The following is a 16,068-nucleotide window of genomic DNA, read 5'->3' as shown; positions in this document are numbered from 1 at the left end:
GCCCCCCCGGGGCTGGCCGCGCCCGGGCCGGAGGCGCACGGCGTACGGCCGGGCCTGGCCGCTCCCGGGCCGGGACCGCATGGCGGACACCGGCCGCGGCACGGCCCGGACGGTGCTCCGGGCGCCGCCTCCCGGGGCTGGCCGCGCCCCGGCCGGAGGCCCACGGCGTACGGCCGGACCCGGCCGCGCACGGCCGATACCGGCCCGCGGGCACGGCACGGACGGCGGTCCGGGGCCTGCCCGCCGTGCCCCGCAGGCACGGCCCGGGGGCGCGGACGGCGGTCCGCCGGGGCCGGTCAGCCGGTCAGCAGGTCCGCCAGGATGGCCGCGTGGCTGGAGGCCGGGTCCCTGACCGCGGTCAGGAGGGTCACCGGACCCGCCTCGGCCAGGCCGCGCAGCCGGGCCAGCTCCGCCGCCGCCCCCGGCTCCGCCAGCTCCGCCTCGTACCGCGCCCGGAACTCCTCCGCCGGGCCGCCGCCGTGGAACCACTTCCGCAGTTCCCCGGACGGGGTCACCGCCTTCGGCCATTCGTCGACCGCCGCCACCGCCTTCGCCAGGCCCCGCGGCCACAGCCGGTCCACGAGGACCCGTACGCCGTCCGTCCCCGGCTCCGGGGGGTCGTAGACCCGTCGCACCCGCACCCCCATCAGCCGCCACCTCCGAGTCCCTTGACCTCGTCCCACACCGCCGGATCCAGCACGCCCAGCCGCCTCCCGAACTCCCACACCGACACCTCGGCCGGCCGGTCCGCCTCCAGGAAGCCCGCCCGCCCCTGGGCCCCGACCGTCCCCGGCGGCAGCGGGATCACCCCGGCCCGCCGGTCGTCGTACTTCCCGCTGATCCACGCGACCCGCGCCCGGTGGGCCCGTACGGACGCCACCGCCAGCACCAGGCACAGCCGCCCGTCGGCGAGGGACCACAGCTCACCGGCCTGCGGCTGCGGCGCCGCACCCGGTCCGTGCTGCGGCGCGGCCCGCCGGGCGGCCCTTCGGGCGGCCGCCGGCCGACGCCCCGCGACCAGCACCACCAGCACCACGGCCACCACCGCAGCTGCCGCCGGCCACCAGGACGTGTCCATATTCCGAAGGTAGCCGTGCCCGCACCCCCCGGCACGGCAGTGCACCGGCACGTCCGTGCCCAGCGTCGCTCCCCCGGGTGACAGCACAGGTGATTCCCCCCACAACGGCCTGCCGCGGAGGAGCGACCTGACGTTTCGCGCCTTACGCTCGACCCACGCACGGCCCGCATTCCGTCCACGGACCGTCCCCGGAGGTTTACGCTCCATGAAGCTCACCGTCGTCGGCTGCTCGGGGTCGTTCCCGTCCGCGGAATCGGCTTGTTCGAGCTACCTCGTCGAGGCCGACGGCTTCCGGCTGCTCCTCGACATGGGCAACGGCGCCCTCGGCGAGCTGCAGCGCCACATCGGTCTCTACGACCTCGACGCCATCTTCCTGAGCCATCTGCACGCCGACCACTGCATCGACATGTGCGCCTACTTCGTGGCCCGCTTCTACCGCCACGAGGGCGGCCGCTGCGGCAGCATCCCCGTCTACGGTCCCGAAGGCACCGAGAAGCGCCTGACGACCGCGTACGAGGACGTCCCCGACGAGCGCTCGATGAGCGAGGTCTTCGACTTCCGGACCCTGAAGTCCGGCAGCTTCGAGATCGGCCCGTTCACGGTCCGCACCGAGCGGGTCAGCCACCCCGTCGAGGCCTACGGCATCCGCGTCGAGCACGGCGGCCGCTCCCTCACGTACTCCGGTGACACGGGCGTCTGCCCCGAGCTGGGGATGCTCGCCGAGGGCACCGACCTGTTCCTGTGCGAGGCGTCCTTCACGCACGGCAAGGAGGACGTCCCGGGCCTCCACCTCAACGGCCGCGAGGCGGGGGAGTTCGCGCGCGGCGGCGGGGTCGGCCGGCTCGTCCTGACGCACATCCCGCCGTGGACCGACGCCCGCCGCAACATCGCCGACGCCCGCGAGGTCTACGACGGCCCGGTCGACCTGGCGTACGCGGGCGCCGTCTACGAGGTCTGACGCACCGTCGCGGTCCGGCGCACCGCCGCCCGTACGCCGAAGCCCCCGCCCTCCCGGAGGGGAGAGCGGGGGCTTCGCCGTGCGCGGTGCCGTGGTTACTTGGCCTCGGCCTTGAGCAGCTCGGCGAGCTCCTCGTCGGACTCGCGGCCCGGCGTCGGGAGGTTGAACTTCGTGATCGCGAAGCGGAAGACCACGTAGTAGACGGCCGCGAAGCACAGGCCGACGAACGCCAGGCCCAGCGGGTTGGTGGCCTTGCCCAGGTTCAGCAGGTAGTCGATGGCGCCGGCGGAGAAGCCGAAGCCGTCCTTCATGCCGAGGCCCCACGTCAGGGCCATCGAGACACCGGTCAGCACCGCGTGGATCGCGTACAGGACCGGGGCGATGAACATGAACGTGAACTCGATCGGCTCGGTCACACCGGTGACGAACGAGGTCAGCGCGAGGGAGAACATCATGCCGCCGACGACCTTGCGGCGCTCGGGGCGGGCGCAGTGGACGATCGCGAGGCAGGCCGCCGGGAGGGCGAACATCATGATCGGGAAGAAGCCGGTCATGAACTGTCCGGCGCTCGGGTCACCGGCGAGGAAGCGGGAGATGTCGCCGCTCTTGCCCTGGTACTCGCCCGCCTGGAACCACGGGAAGGAGTTCAGCAGGTGGTGCATGCCGACCGGGATCAGCGCACGGTTGGCGACACCGAAGATGCCCGCGCCGACGGCGCCGGAGCCGACCAGCCACTCACCGAAGCTGTGCAGACCGGTACCGAGGACCGGCCAGATCAGGCCGAAGACGATGCCGATGACCAGACCGGCGAAGGCCGAGAGGATCGGGACCAGGCGGCGGCCACCGAAGAAGCCCGCCCACTCGGGCAGCTTGGTCCGGTAGAACTTCTGGTAGATCAGGGCGACCACGATGCCCATGACGACACCGCCGAGCACCTTGGCGTCGACGGGGGCCTCGATCATGACGACCTTGCCGTCGACGGCCTTGGCGACCTTCGGCAGGTTCGAGTCGGTGAACGTGGCGAGCACGTTCTTGAAGACCAGGTAACCGGTCACCGCGGCGAGTGCGGTCGAACCGTCGGACTTCTTGGCGAAGCCGATCGCGATGCCGACGGCGAACAGCAGCGCCATGTTGTCGAGGATCGCGCCACCGCCGGCGGACATGTATCCGGCTATCTTGGTCAGGAGCGTCGGCAGCGAGGGATCGCCGAGCATGTCCTTGTCGCCGAGACGGACGAGCAGCGCGGCCGCCGGCAGCACCGCAACGGGGAGCATGAGGCTCCGGCCGATGCGCTGCATGACGGCCATCACGCCCGCGCCCTTCTTCTTTTCCGCAGCGGTGGCTGTGGACATGAGGTTCCTCCAGAAGGCAAGGCGCCGCCCGGGGGACGAACGGGGGCCGGCGGCGTCTCAAAATGGGGGTACGCGAGCTCCGGACCCGGGCTTGCGTGGTCTACACCAATGGGTGGTGTAGACCAGTTGTAGCATGGTCGGGGATAGATAAGGAACCTTCGATTTCCTGTGGTCTACGCCACACTCTGCCCATGGCGGCGGCCCGCGGTCCACGACAAGCGGAAGACCCCCGGATCCGTGGATCCGAGGGCCTCGCGCGGCGCGGCGCCGTTATGTCTTCGTGTTCTACGCCTTGGTGTTCTCCGCCTCCATCGCCGCGATCTCCTCGTCCGACTCCCGTCCCGGCGTGGGGATGTCGAACTTCGTGATCGCGAAGCGGAATACGGCGTAGTAGACGGCGGCGAACCCCAGGCCGATCGGAATGATCAGCAGCGGCTTCGTCGCCAGGCTGAAGTTGATGAGGTAGTCGATCAGGCCCGCCGAGAAGCTGAACCCGTCGTGCACCCCCAGCCCCCACGTCACCGCCATCGAAGCACCCGTGAGCAGCGCGTGGATCACGTACAGCACCGGCGCGACGAACAGGAACGAGTACTCCAGCGGCTCGGTGATCCCCGTGACGAACGAGGTCAGCGCCACCGACAGCATCAGGCCGCCGACCTCCTTGCGCCGCTGCGGCTTCGCGCAGTGCGTGATCGCCAGCGCCGCCGCCGGCAGGGCGAACATCATGATCGGGAAGAAGCCGCTCAGGAACTGCCCCGCGTTCGGGTCGCCCGCCAGGAACATGTTGATGTCGCCGTGCACCGTCGTCCCGTCCGGCTTGGTGTAACTGCCGAACTGGAACCACACCGGCACGTTCAGGAACTGGTGCAGGCCGATCACCAGCAGCGCGCGGTTGGCGACGCCGAAGATGCCGGCGCCCCAGGAGCCCAGCCCCACCAGCCAGTCGGAGAAGGTCTCCAGCGCGCTGCCGACCGGCGGCCAGATCCACAGGCAGAGCGCCGCGAACCCGATCGCGACGAACGACATGATGATCGGGACCAGGCGGCGGCCGTTGAAGAAGCCCAGCCAGTCGACCAGCCTGACGCGGTGGAAGCGCTGCCAGAACCAGGCGGCCAGCAGGCCCATGATGATGCCGCCGAACACCCCCGGGTTCTGGTACGTGAACTCCACGAACGTGTTGTTCGGCCCGAGGCAGCCACCCCCGATGTCCCTGGTGCCGGCCGGACACGTGTTGGGGAAGGCGTGCAGCACCCCCCGGTACACCAGGAAGCCCGCGACCGCCGCGAGCGCCGTCGAACCGTCCGCCTTCTTCGCCATGCCGATCGCCACGCCGATGCAGAACAGCAGCGGCAGCCCGAGGTCCGCGTTCAGCAGGGCGCCACCCGCGGCCACCATCACCCGGGCCACGATCGTCCAGTTCAGGCCGTCCTTGCCGAAGACGCCCGGCTGCCCGAGCCCGTTGAGGAGGCCCGCCGCGGGCAGGACCGCGATCGGCAGCTGGAGACTGCGCCCCATCTTCTGCAGCGCCGGGTACAAGCCGCTCCACCACTTCGGCTGCGGTGCTGCCGTGGTGCTGCTCGCGCTCATCGACGTCCTCCCTGGCGAGCCCGTTTGGGCAGGTGCGCCCCGTGCGGCACACTGGTGTAGACCACTTGTGATGAGGTCGCATTCGCCCGCCCGGAGGGCAGGTCGCTGCTGATCGTCATCATTCGGCAGAAGCGGGACCCGCGCTCGCGTAGCTGGGCCAACAGTGGGCTACCGTGACAAAGCGGGCCGCGCTGGCTGGACCTGGACCGCCGAGACTCGTTCTTCGTAGAACTCAGGGAGAAAACATGGCCACCAAGGCTGAGAAGATCGTCGCCGGGCTCGGCGGCATCGACAACATCGAAGAGGTCGAAGGCTGCATCACCCGCCTGCGCACCGAGGTCGCCAACCCCGACCTCGTCGACGAAGCCGCCCTGAAGGCCGCGGGCGCCCACGGCGTCGTCAAGATGGGCACCGCGATCCAGGTCGTCATCGGCACCGACGCCGACCCGATCGCCGCCGACATCGAAGACATGATGTGAGCTGACCACTCGCTCGCACACCCCACGAGACCCCGTCCCGCACATCCGCGGACGGGGTCTTCGTGCACCCGCGGCCGGGCCCCCGTCCACGGACACGGGCTCGGCCCGGCACCGGCCCGGCACCGACTAGGCTCGGACCCATGTCTCGCATCGACGGCCGCACGCCCGAACAGCTCCGCCCGGTCACCATCGAACGGGGATGGAGCAAGCACGCCGAGGGCTCCGTCCTCATCTCCTTCGGCGACACCAAGGTCTTCTGCACCGCCTCCTTCACCGAGGGCGTCCCGCGCTGGCGCAAGGGCAGCGGCGAAGGCTGGGTCACCTCCGAGTACTCGATGCTGCCCCGCTCCACCAACACCCGCGGCGACCGCGAATCCGTACGCGGCAAGATCGGCGGCCGCACCCACGAGATCTCCCGCCTCATCGGCCGCTCCCTGCGCGCCGTCATCGACTACAAGGCCCTCGGCGAGAACACCATCGTCCTGGACTGCGACGTCCTCCAGGCCGACGGCGGCACCCGCACCGCCGCCATCACCGGCGCCTACGTCGCCCTCGCCGACGCCGTCGCCTGGGGCCAGCAGAAGAAGCTGATCAAGGCCGGCCGCAAGCCGCTCACCGGCACCGTCGCCGCCGTCAGCGTCGGCATCGTCGACGGCGTCCCGCTGCTCGACCTCTGCTACGAGGAGGACGTGCGCGCCGAGACCGACATGAACGTGGTCTGCACCGGCGACGGCCGCTTCGTCGAGGTCCAGGGCACCGCCGAGGGCGAGCCCTTCGACCGCAAGGAGCTCAACGCGCTCCTGGACCTGGCCGCCGGCGGCTGCGCCGACCTCGAAGCCATCCAGCTGGGCGCCCTCCAGCTCTAGCCTCCCCCCGGCGGGTGGCCGCCAGAACCGCAGAGGGCGCTCGCGCGTCTCCCTGTACACGGGCGCACGGTGTCACAGCCGTGCGCCCGTCCTCGTACCCACGTCCCTGTCCTTCTCGGCACCCTGGGAGACCCGAACATGAACCCGAAGCACCGCATAGCGGCGGTCGTCCTGACAGCGGCCCTGGCCGTCCCGGCGCTGACGTCCTGCGACGCGATCTCGACCGCGATGGACTGCGCGAACACGGCCGTGGCCATCACCGACGGAGCCAACGACCTCCAGCAGGCGGTCTCCCAGGCCGGCAACAGCCCGCAGGACGCCCAGAACGCGCTGACCCAGATCGAGACGAACCTCAAGAAGGTCGGCGACCAGACGGACAACGCCGATCTGAGCAAGGCCGTCTCCTCCATGACCACCGCGGTCAAGAACGTCCGCACCGCCATCGAGAACGGCAACCCCAACCCGGACATCCAGCCGGTCGCCGACGCGGCGAAGGAACTGTCGAAGGTCTGCACGCCGGGCTGACCGGGGCCCGCGCCCGCGTCCGCGGGCAGCCGGCCGGAATAATGGCCGGCATGACCAGCCGCCTGATCCTCGCCACCCGCAACGCGGGCAAAGTCGCCGAGCTCCACGCCATCCTGTCCGACGCCGGCCTGCCGTACGAGCTGGTCGGCGCGGACGCGTACCCCGAGATCCCGGACGTCAAGGAAACCGGCGTCAGCTTCGCCGAGAACGCCCTCCTCAAGGCCCACGCCCTGGCCCGGGCCACGGGCCTGCCGGCCATCGCCGACGACTCCGGGCTCTGCGTGGACGTCCTGAACGGCGCCCCCGGCATCTTCTCGGCGCGGTGGGCGGGCCGGCACGGCGACGACAAGGCAAACCTGGACCTGCTGCTCGCCCAGCTCGGGGACATCGGCGACGAACACCGCGGGGCCCACTTCGCGTGCGCGGCGGCCCTGGCCCTCCCGGACGGCACCGAACGCGTCGTGGAGGGCCGCCTCCTCGGCACCCTGCGCCACGCCCCGGCGGGCACGGGCGGCTTCGGCTACGACCCGATCCTCCAGCCGAACGGCGACACCCGCACCTGCGCGGAACTCACCCCGGCGGAAAAGAACGCCATCTCCCACCGCGGCCAGGCCTTCCGCGCCCTGACCCCGTTCATCCGCGCCCTGGTGGCCTGACCGCCCGCCCGGCCGCCCCCTGCGGCAACGCGGAAGGCCCCGTACGCGAGTGGTGCGTACGGGGCCCTTCCCTGAATGCGGTTGGGGGGACTCGAACCCCCACGGGTGTTAACCCACTGGGACCTAAACCCAGCGTGACTGCCAATTCCACCACAACCGCCCACGAATCGGGTCAATATGGACATCGACCCGGAGTGGCTGCGGTCAGTCTACGGCTGCGGGGCGGGGAAACGGGGTGGGATCCCGGCGGGAATCGGTCAGATGCCGAGGTCCTTGATGATCTTGGCTACGTGGCCCGTCGCCTTGACGTTGTAGAGGGCGCGTTCCACCTTGCCCTCCTCGTCCACGATCACCGTCGACCGGATGACGCCGGTCACCGTCTTGCCGTACAGCTTCTTCTCCCCGAACGCGCCGTAGGCCTCCAGGACCTGCTTCTCGGGGTCGCCCACCAGCGTGACCTTCAGGTGCTCCTGCTCGCGGAACTTCGCCAGCTTCTCCGGCTTGTCGGGGGACACGCCGATGACGTCGTAGCCGGCCTCGGCCAGAACCGCCAGGTTGTCCGTGAAGTCGCAGGCCTGCTTCGTGCAGCCCGGCGTCAGCGCCGCCGGGTAGAAGTACACGATCACCTTGCGGCCCTTGTGGTCGGCGAGCGAGACCTCGTTGCCGTCCGCGTCGGGCAGGGTGAAGGCGGGGGCGGTGTCGCCCGGCTGGAGTCGCTCGCTCATGTCAACAGTCTCCTCGGGAGGGGATCGGTACGGTCCGAGACTAAGCTGACAGACTGTTCATGGTGGGCTACGCCCCCCACTCGACCCGACGACGACGGAGGCAGCGCGGTGCCGGAAGCCAGGACCCCCGCACAGATCGAGGCGGACATCGTCCGCCGCCGCGAGCAGCTCGCCGAGACGCTCGACGAGATCGGCGTGCGCATGCACCCGCAGACGATCATCGGGGACGCGAAGGCCAAGGTCGCCTCGACGGTCGACCACACCGCCGGGCGTGCCATCGTCGCCGTGAACCGTCTCCTGACGGACGTGCGCGACAGCATGCGGCACGAGGACGGCACCCCGCGCTTCGAGCGGATCGTGCCCGTCGCGCTGCTCGCGGTGGGTGTGGTCGGTGTGCTCGTGACCTCGGCGCGGCGCAGGCGCTGATGACCCTGCGGCGTACGGGCGGGGCGCGGACGGGTAGGTTCGTGGCGTGAGCGACGACACCAACACCACCACCCACGACAAGCTGCCGATCCGCATGCTGCACGACCGTGTGCTCGTGAAGTCCGATTCGCCCGAGGGCGAGCGGCGCTCGGGCGGCGGCATCCTGATCCCGGCGACCGCTGCCGTGGGCAAGCGGCTGGCCTGGGCCGAGGTGGTCGCGGTCGGGCAGAACGTGCGCAGTGTGGAGCCGGGCGACAGGGTGCTGTACGACCCCGAGGACCGGGCCGAGGTCGAGGTGCGGGGTGCGACGTACGTGCTGATGCGCGAGCGGGACCTGCACGCCGTGGCCGCGGAGCGGCTGGAGGGGTCCAAGGACTCGACCGGGCTGTACCTCTAGATCACTTCGGGATCGTTTCGCGTGCGGGCAGGGCCGGTGACCGGTGTCACCGGCCCTTTTGCACGGGTTTTGCTACGGTGGTGGGGAACCCCGACGAGACGCGCCGTACCGGGTGGCCTTGGCCGCAGGACAAGACGACGCACCCCGTTCGCTCTCGTCCCGGAGGTGCCTGTCATGGCATGGGTCCTGCTTCTCGTCGCCGGTCTGCTCGAGGTCGGCTGGTCGATCGGTATGAAGTTCACGGAGGGCTTCACCCGGTTGTGGCCGAGCGTGTTCACCGGTGCGGGGATCGTCGCCAGCATGGTGCTGCTCTCGTACGCGGCGAAGACGCTGCCCATCGGTACCGCGTACGGCGTATGGGTGGGCATCGGCGCGGCCGGGGCGGCCGTGCTCGGCATGGCGGTGCTGGGTGAGCCCGTCACCGCCGCCCGGATCTTCTTCATCTGTCTGCTGCTGGTGGCCGTGGTGGGGCTGAAGGCGACCTCCGGTCACTGACGCGGGGCGCCTATTCCAGGTACTCCGAGGGCGGGCGGCCGCGCAGGCCGCCGGTGACGCCGCCCAGGGCGCCGGCCGTGGCGCCCGTCGTGGTGCCTGACGTCGTTCCCGCGCTCGTCCCGGTGGAGGTGCCCGCGTCGGTCCGGCCCGCGGTGGTGTCGCCCTCCGTGCCCTGGCCGCCGGTGTCCTGTCCCTGGTCCTGGCCTTGGTCCTGGCCCTGGTTCCGGCCCTGGCCGCCGGTGGGCGGCGTCGGCCGGTCCGGCCGCTCCGGGCGGCTCGGCGGGGCCGGGGACTGCGGGGTGCTCTCCTCGTCCGGCGTGGGCTCGGGGCTGCTGGGGACCACCGGCGGCGGTGACGGCGCCGCACCCGGTTCGAGTTCGAGGTCGAAGTCCTGGGGGTCGCTGCCCTCCAGGGCCGTCTTCGTGTACTGCGCCCAGATCCGGGCCGGGTAGCCGCCGCCCCCGATGCGGGCCTCGCCGAGCGCCCCGTACAGGGATTCCAGGGTGCCCGTGTCGGGGTCCTGGCCCATCATCGAGACGACCGTGACCAGGTCCGGGGTGTACGCCGCGAACCAGGCGGAGCGGTCCAGTTCGCCGGTGCCGGTCTTGCCGGCGGCGGGGTGCCCGGCGGCGAGGGCGGCCGTACCGGTGCCGTTGTCGACGACGCTGACCAGCATGGACGTGGTGGTGTCGGCGGCCTCGCGGCTGATGGCCTGCTTCGGGGTGCGGTCGGGCAGCGGGACGCTGTCACTGCCCTTGGTGATCTTCTCGACGAAGGTGTACGGCGTGTAGCGGCCGTGGTCGGCGAGGGTCGCGTAGGCCTGGGTCATGTCCAGGACGCTGGCCTGGAGCGTGCCGAGCGCGATGGCCGGGACGGGCAGGAAGTTCGGGGTGTTCTCGGGGATGCCCAGCGCGATGGCGGTCTGCTTGACCTTGCTGGTGCCCACGTCCACGGCCATCTGGGCGTAGACGGCGTTGACGGAGAGGTCGGTGGCGGTGTTGACGGTGATCGGGCCGTACGACACCTGGCCCTCGTTCTCGGGGGCGAAGCGGATCCGGCCGCCGACGACGGGCCGCCGGTTGTCGCCGTTGTAGATGGTGTTGGGGGTGATCCGGCGGCCGTCCTGGGTGCGGGAGTCGTTCTCGACGGCGGAGGCGAACACGAACGGCTTGAAGGTGGAGGCCACCTGGTAGTCGTGCCGGGTCGCGTTGTTGACGTACTGCTTGGTGTAGTCGACGCCCCCGTACAGGGCGACGACCTTGCCGGTGGCCGGGTCGATGGAGACCCCGCCGGCCCGAACGACGCGGTCGGCCTTGCGCGCCTGCGGGTCGAGGTCGTCGGCCATCTTCTCGTCGACGGCGTCGACGAAGGCGTTCTGGCGGCGCTTGTCGATGGTGGTGGTGATGCGGTAGCCGCCCTCGGCGAGCGTCTTCTCGTCGAGGATCTTGTGGTCGACGATGTAGTCCTTGACGGCTTCGACGAGGTAGCCGCGCTGGCCGGAGAGTCCGGCGGCCGGGCGGACCTTGCCGGGTTCGGGGAAGCGGGTGGCGCTGCGCTCGGCGGCGGGCAGCCACTGCTTCTTGACCATGCCGTCGAGGACGTAGTTCCAGCGGGCGAGCGCGCGGTCGCGGCTCTGCGGGTGGGACACGACGTCGAAGGCGCTGGGGGAGTTGAGGAGGGTGGCGAGGTACGCGCCCTCGGCGGTGGTGAGTTTGCCGACGTCCTTGCCGTAGTAGGCCTGGGCGGCGGCCTGGATGCCGTACGCGTTGCGGCCGAAGTAGCTGGTGTTGAGGTAGCCCTCCAGGATGTAGTCCTTCGACTTCTCGCGACCGAGTTTGATCGCGATGAAGAACTCCTTGACCTTCCGCTTGATCGTCTGTTCCTGGCCCAGGTAGTAGTTCTTGACGTACTGCTGGGTGATGGTCGAGCCGGACTGGGTGCCCTTGCCGGTCGCCGTGTTCCAGGCGGCGCGGAGCATCGCCTTGGGGTCGACCGCCCGTTCGGAGTAGAAGTCCCGGTCCTCGGCGGCCAGTACGGCCTCCTGCACCGTGCGGGGGATCTGCGAGAGCGGGACGTTGACGCGGTTGACCTCGCCGTCGCGGGCGAGCTGGGAGCCGTCGGCGTAGAGGTAGAGGTTGGACTGCGCGGTCGCGGCGGCGTTGGCGGGCGGGATGTGGACCAGCAGGTAGCCGGCGACGAGCCCGCCGACGACGAGCAGGGCGAGCAGCAGGACGGCGCCGAGGACCATCCGCCAGGTCGGGACCAGACGGCGCCAGCCGGTCCGCTTCCATTGCCGCTCGGCCCTCTTGGCGTCCCTGCGGGCCTTGCGGTCGCTGTTGGGACCCTGGTTCCCGCCTTGGTCCCGGCCCTGGTTGCGGCCCCGGTTCCGGCCCGGGGGCGTCGCCGGGGACTGGGGCCGCGGCTGCGCGCGAGGCCCTCGGGGGGTGTCCGGGTCACGAGGGTTCCAGCCCGGTGGTGGTGACTGGTCGCTCATCGCCAGGACTCCTCGACGCCGTACGAAATATCCACGTCTGTACCTCATGCTGTCTACCCGATGGCCACTCATTCCGCGTCGGACGGGCGTAAATCGGTCGCGTGGATCGCCCCTCCGCACTAAGCTCGCGCGCTTTGGCCGACGTAGGAACGACCCGGAAAACGGAGGGGATACGGTGCGCCAGGGAACGGCTCGCAGAGCATGGCTCTATCCGGCCGTCGCGGCCGGCGGGTTCCGGCGCTACGCCACCTACGGGACGGCGACGGCGGCAGGGGTGTTCACCAACACCGTCTTCGGCTTCATCCTCGCCTACACGTACGTCGCGCTGTGGGACGAGCGGCCCGGACTGGGCGGTTACGACCAGGCGCAGGCCCTGACCTTCGTCTGGGTGAGCCAGTCCCTGCTCGCCGCGGGCGCGCTGATCGGCGGCGGCTTCCAGGAGGAGATGCAGGAACGCATTCGCACCGGTGACATCGCCGTCGACCTGTACCGGCCGGCCGACCTCCAGCTGTGGTGGCTCGCGGCCGATCTGGGGCGGGCGGGCTTCCAGCTGCTCGGGCGCGGAGCGGTGCCCCTGCTGGCGGGGGCGCTGGCCTTCCAACTGGCCCTGCCCGCCGACGTGCTGCGCTGGCTGCTGTTCCTGCTCTCCGTGACCCTCGGGCTGCTCGTCAGCTTCGCGGTGCGGTACCTGCTGGGGCTGGCCGCGTTCTGGCTGATGGACGGCACGGGCATCAACCTGATGGCCACCGTGGTCACGATCTTCTTCTCCGGGATGCTGCTGCCGCTGACGGTGTTCCCGGGCGGCTTCGGGGAGTTCGTCCGCCTGCTGCCGTGGTCGGCGATGATCCAGGTGCCGCTGGACGTGCTGATGGGCGAGCACGCCGGGGCCGGGAGCGCGGTGGGTGCGCTGGGCTTCCAGGCGGCGTGGGTGCTCGTACTGCTGGGCGCGGGACGGCTGTTGCAGTCCGCGGCCACGCGGAAGGTGGTGGTCCAGGGTGGCTGATGCGGCCGAGGTGGTACCGGGGGCGGCGACCGGGCGCGGGGGCCGCCTGCCCCTCGACGCCCCGGTCGACGTGCCGAAGCGCAGTCGTACGGTGGAGGGGCTGCGCGGCTACGGGCTGATCGTCGCGATGTGGGTCCGGTCGACGATGGCGTACCGGACGTCGTTCTTCCTGTCCGCCTTCGGGAACGCGGCGATCCAGCTCCTCGACTTCGTCGCGATCTGGATCATGTTCTCGCACGTGGACGCGCTCGGCGGCTTCACGCTGCCCGAGATCGCCCTGCTGTACGGGTCCTCCTCGGTCTCCCTGGGGATCGCGGACCTGGTCCTCGGAAATACGCACCGGGTCGGCGTCCGCATCCGCGACGGATCGCTGGACACCATGCTGGTGCGCCCGGTCCCCGTGCTCGCCCAGGTCGCCGCGGACCGCTTCGCGCTGCGCCGGGTGGGGCGGACCGGGCAGGGCCTGGCGGTACTGGTGTGGTCGCTCGCGGTGCTGGACGTGGACTGGACGGCCGGGAAGGTGCTGCTGGTGCCCGTGATGGTCGTGGCCGGGGCCGCGATCTTCGGAGCGGTGATGGTGGCCGGGGCGGCGTTCCAGTTCGTCGCCGGGGACGCGGCGGAGGTGCAGAACTCCTTCACGTACGGCGGGAACACGATGCTCCAGTACCCGCCGACGGTGTTCGCGGCGGACCTGCTGCGCGGGGTCACCTTCATCGTGCCGCTGGCCTTCGTGAACTGGCTGCCGGCCCTGTACGTGCTGGGGCGGCCGTATCCGCTGGGGCTGCCGGGGTGGGTGTCGTTCCTGAGCCCGCTGGTGGCGGTGGTGGTGTTCGTACCCGCGTCACTGGCGTGGCGCGCGGGTCTTCGTTCGTACCGGAGTACAGGGAGCTGAGCGGTGGCGGGCAACGACGTGCTGATCGAGGTGGACGGGGTCGAGAAGGTCTTCGACGTGCGGCGCCGGGTGGGCCTGATGCGCCGGGAGAAACGGCAGGTCAGAGCCGTGGACGGGATCAGCTTCGAGGTGGCGCGGGGGGAGGTGGTCGGCTACATCGGGCCCAACGGCGCCGGGAAGTCGACCACGATCAAGATGCTCACCGGCATCCTCACCCCCAGCGGCGGCCGGCTGCGGGTCGCGGGCATCGACCCGGCGCGCGAGCGGATGCGGCTCGCGCACCGGATCGGGGTGGTGTTCGGGCAGCGGACCACGCTGTGGTGGGACCTGCCGCTGAAGGACTCGTACGGGCTGATGCGGCGGATGTACCGGATCCCGCAGGCCAGGTTCGAGGAGAACCTGGAGCGCTGTGTGGACCGCCTGGACCTGGCGGAGCTGCTGGACGTACCGGTACGGCAGCTGTCGCTGGGGCAGCGGATGCGCGGGGACATCGCGGCGGCGCTGCTGCACGATCCGGACGTGCTGTACCTGGACGAGCCGACGATCGGGCTCGATCTGGTGAGCAAGACGAAGGTGCGGGGGTTCCTGCGCCAGTTGAACGAGGAACTCGGCACGACGGTGCTCCTGACGACCCACGACCTCCAGGACATCGAGCAGCTGTGCGAGCGGGTGATGGTGATCGACCACGGGCGGCTGGTGTACGACGGGGCGCTGGCCGGCCTGCACTCGATGGGGGAGAGCGAGCGGACGCTGGTGGTGGACCTGGAGCGGGAGCTTCCGGAGATCAGCGTGCCGGGGGCGCGGGTGGTGAAGGTGGACGGCCCGCGCCAGTGGCTCGCCTTCCCGGCGGGAACCTCGGCCGCGCCCCTGGTGGCGGAGGTGGCCGCACGGTACCCGCTCCTGGACCTCTCGGTGCGGGAACCCGACATCGAGGACGTGATCGCGAGGATGTACGCGGGGCGGGACTGAGAGCCAGGGATAAATCAGGGGCGGGCCGGGGTTCGGGCACGGGTTGGGCCGTACAACTCCCTTGCGCGGCTGCATAGGCTGTTCCCCATGACTGACGAGCGGCCGGAGAAGCCGGAGAAGCCGTTGCCGGAGCTGAGGGCGTCGGACGCCGACCGCGAACGGGTGGTGGAGCGCCTGCGGGACGCCGTCGCCGAGGGCCGGATCGACATGGACGAGTTCGAGGAGCGGCTGGAGGCCGCGTACACGTCGAAGACGTACGCGGAGCTGGAGCCGCTGACCCGGGACCTGCCGGCGCCCGGCGGGGCGCCGATGCCCCTCGCGGCGGCCGCCCCGGCGCCCGCGGACGGCTCGTGGCCGTCGCGGATCGGCGGCTCCGGAGTGCCGGCGGCCGCTTCGGCGGCGGTGGCGGTGATGTCCTCGTTCCAGCGCAAGGGCACCTGGACGGTTCCCGCACGCCTCGACGCGGTGGCGTTCTGGGGCAGCGGCGAACTGGACCTGCGCGAGGCGAACTTCGCGGAGCGGGAGGTGGTCATCAACTGCGTCGCGATCATGGGCGGCATCGAGATCACCGTCCCGCCGGGCGTGGAGGTCGACGTCCGGGGCTTCGGCTTCATGGGCGCCTTCGACCAGCGCGACACCCCCGGCCCGGCCGACCCGGGCGCCCCGAGGGTGGTCGTGACGGGCCTGGCCTTCTGGGGCGGCGTGGAGGTCAAGGTCAAACTCCCCAAGCCCCCCAAGTCCCCGAAGCCCCTCAAGGGATCCCGCCCCAACCTCCGCAAGGAGCTCTAGAACCCGCCCCCCCGAGCCGGCACCCCACGGCGGGCGGGAGCCGGGGCCCAGGGCCGGGCCGGACCCGGACCCGTACCCCTTGGGCGTACCCGCCTGGCCCGGCGGCCCCGGAGGCCCCGGCGGGGCGCGAGCCGCCACGTGCGCCCGTACGGAGAATCGGCGCGCCGGGAACTCCCCGGGGCTCCGGGGAGTCGGATGCTATGCAGACAAAACAGGCGCCCGGGGGAAGGGAGGAGCACGTGGACAACCGCATCACAGGGGCCGGCCCAGGCGGCTTCGTGTTCAGCGAGGCCGACGAGGAGCGCCGCCGCGGCGTCCGCCGCATGAAGACCACCGCCACCGGCCTGCTGGTCCTGGTCGCGCAGCACCTGGCTCAT

General features: G+C 71.1%; 18 protein-coding genes and 1 tRNA gene. 12 read left to right on the top strand and 7 right to left on the bottom strand.

The genetic code is table 11. The annotated features are described in order from the left end of the window. Positions 1-296: 296 nt before the first annotated feature. Both ACFXA3_RS13765 and ACFXA3_RS13760 read right to left on the bottom strand, forming a co-directional pair. Complete coding sequence (locus ACFXA3_RS13765; RefSeq protein ID WP_385186325.1) at positions 297-647, bottom strand: DUF488 domain-containing protein; 351 nt, start codon at positions 645-647, stop codon at positions 297-299. After that, positions 647-1,078 carry a hypothetical protein gene (locus ACFXA3_RS13760; RefSeq protein WP_385186322.1) on the bottom strand — a complete coding sequence of 144 codons (432 nt, stop codon included), beginning with the start codon at positions 1,076-1,078 and terminating at the stop codon, positions 647-649. Before ACFXA3_RS13760 ends, ACFXA3_RS13765 begins: the two co-directional genes overlap by 1 nt. 205 nt (positions 1,079-1,283) lie before the next feature. Between ACFXA3_RS13760 and ACFXA3_RS13755 the strand changes: the two genes are divergently transcribed. Continuing rightward, entirely contained in the window at positions 1,284-2,036 is a 753-nt protein-coding gene (locus ACFXA3_RS13755) for an MBL fold metallo-hydrolase (RefSeq protein ID WP_385186319.1), read from the top strand. A 95-nt stretch (positions 2,037-2,131) separates the two neighbouring features. Here ACFXA3_RS13755 and ACFXA3_RS13750 read toward each other — a convergent pair whose 3' ends face one another. Further along, positions 2,132-3,388 (bottom strand): PTS transporter subunit EIIC, encoded by a 1,257-nt coding sequence (locus tag ACFXA3_RS13750; protein WP_385186316.1) that lies wholly within the window; start codon positions 3,386-3,388, stop codon positions 2,132-2,134. 285 nt (positions 3,389-3,673) lie between these two features. Then, positions 3,674-4,975, bottom strand: a complete 1,302-nt coding sequence (locus tag ACFXA3_RS13745; protein WP_385186313.1) for a PTS transporter subunit EIIC — start codon at positions 4,973-4,975, stop codon at positions 3,674-3,676. A gap of 191 nt (positions 4,976-5,166) precedes the next feature. On the opposite strand from ACFXA3_RS13745, the gene ACFXA3_RS13740 reads away from it, so the two are divergent. The 4 genes from ACFXA3_RS13740 to rdgB all read left to right on the top strand — a co-directional run bounded on the left by ACFXA3_RS13740 (position 5,167) and on the right by rdgB (position 7,501). After that, positions 5,167-5,454, top strand: a complete 288-nt coding sequence (locus tag ACFXA3_RS13740) for a glucose PTS transporter subunit EIIB (protein WP_385186332.1) — start codon at positions 5,167-5,169, stop codon at positions 5,452-5,454. A gap of 140 nt (positions 5,455-5,594) precedes the next feature. Beyond that, positions 5,595-6,320 carry a ribonuclease PH gene (gene rph, locus ACFXA3_RS13735; protein ID WP_030299875.1) on the top strand — a complete coding sequence of 242 codons (726 nt, stop codon included), beginning with the start codon at positions 5,595-5,597 and terminating at the stop codon, positions 6,318-6,320. A 138-nt stretch (positions 6,321-6,458) separates the two neighbouring features. Next, complete coding sequence (locus tag ACFXA3_RS13730; protein WP_385186308.1) at positions 6,459-6,845, top strand: hypothetical protein; 387 nt, start codon at positions 6,459-6,461, stop codon at positions 6,843-6,845. A gap of 50 nt (positions 6,846-6,895) precedes the next feature. Continuing rightward, complete coding sequence (rdgB, locus tag ACFXA3_RS13725; RefSeq protein ID WP_385186306.1) at positions 6,896-7,501, top strand: RdgB/HAM1 family non-canonical purine NTP pyrophosphatase; 606 nt, start codon at positions 6,896-6,898, stop codon at positions 7,499-7,501. A gap of 76 nt (positions 7,502-7,577) precedes the next feature. On the opposite strand, the gene ACFXA3_RS13720 is transcribed toward rdgB, so the two are convergent. Next, positions 7,578-7,661 (bottom strand) — tRNA-Leu (locus ACFXA3_RS13720). A gap of 97 nt (positions 7,662-7,758) precedes the next feature. Further along, the gene (bcp, locus tag ACFXA3_RS13715) at positions 7,759-8,226 is read right to left on the bottom strand and encodes a thioredoxin-dependent thiol peroxidase (protein WP_385186303.1); all 468 of its coding nucleotides are present in this window, start codon (positions 8,224-8,226) and stop codon (positions 7,759-7,761) included. A 108-nt stretch (positions 8,227-8,334) separates the two neighbouring features. Here bcp and ACFXA3_RS13710 point away from each other — a divergent pair, with 108 nt between their 5' ends. The 3 genes from ACFXA3_RS13710 to ACFXA3_RS13700 all read left to right on the top strand — a co-directional run bounded on the left by ACFXA3_RS13710 (position 8,335) and on the right by ACFXA3_RS13700 (position 9,544). Next, the gene (locus tag ACFXA3_RS13710) at positions 8,335-8,652 is read left to right on the top strand and encodes a DUF3618 domain-containing protein (protein ID WP_385186300.1); all 318 of its coding nucleotides are present in this window, start codon (positions 8,335-8,337) and stop codon (positions 8,650-8,652) included. 94 nt (positions 8,653-8,746) lie between these two features. Beyond that, on the top strand, positions 8,747-9,049 hold the full coding sequence (locus tag ACFXA3_RS13705; protein ID WP_048475576.1) for a co-chaperone GroES: 303 nt from the start codon (positions 8,747-8,749) through the stop codon (positions 9,047-9,049). 174 nt (positions 9,050-9,223) lie between these two features. Continuing rightward, a complete protein-coding gene (locus ACFXA3_RS13700; protein WP_030158619.1) occupies positions 9,224-9,544 on the top strand; it encodes a multidrug efflux SMR transporter in 321 nt (106 codons plus the stop codon). 10 nt (positions 9,545-9,554) lie between these two features. On the opposite strand, the gene ACFXA3_RS13695 is transcribed toward ACFXA3_RS13700, so the two are convergent. Next, entirely contained in the window at positions 9,555-12,038 is a 2,484-nt protein-coding gene (locus tag ACFXA3_RS13695) for a transglycosylase domain-containing protein (protein WP_385186297.1), read from the bottom strand. A 175-nt stretch (positions 12,039-12,213) separates the two neighbouring features. Here ACFXA3_RS13695 and ACFXA3_RS13690 point away from each other — a divergent pair, with 175 nt between their 5' ends. From ACFXA3_RS13690 to ACFXA3_RS13675, 4 genes are all read left to right on the top strand, one after another. Then, positions 12,214-13,041 (top strand): ABC transporter permease, encoded by an 828-nt coding sequence (locus ACFXA3_RS13690; protein WP_385186294.1) that lies wholly within the window; start codon positions 12,214-12,216, stop codon positions 13,039-13,041. 46 nt (positions 13,042-13,087) lie between these two features. Continuing rightward, entirely contained in the window at positions 13,088-13,933 is an 846-nt protein-coding gene (locus tag ACFXA3_RS13685; protein WP_385186328.1) for an ABC transporter permease, read from the top strand. A gap of 3 nt (positions 13,934-13,936) precedes the next feature. Beyond that, on the top strand, positions 13,937-14,902 hold the full coding sequence (locus ACFXA3_RS13680) for an ATP-binding cassette domain-containing protein (RefSeq protein ID WP_385186292.1): 966 nt from the start codon (positions 13,937-13,939) through the stop codon (positions 14,900-14,902). An 87-nt stretch (positions 14,903-14,989) separates the two neighbouring features. Continuing rightward, positions 14,990-15,691 carry a DUF1707 domain-containing protein gene (locus tag ACFXA3_RS13675; protein ID WP_385186290.1) on the top strand — a complete coding sequence of 234 codons (702 nt, stop codon included), beginning with the start codon at positions 14,990-14,992 and terminating at the stop codon, positions 15,689-15,691. Positions 15,692-16,068: the final 377 nt, after the last annotated feature.

The organism is Streptomyces sp. NPDC059456 (assembly GCF_042750055.1).
GTDB lineage: Bacteria > Actinomycetota > Actinomycetes > Streptomycetales > Streptomycetaceae > Streptomyces.
The sequence above is the reverse complement of the archived record's forward strand: the minus strand, read 5'-3'. Positions and strand labels throughout refer to the sequence as shown.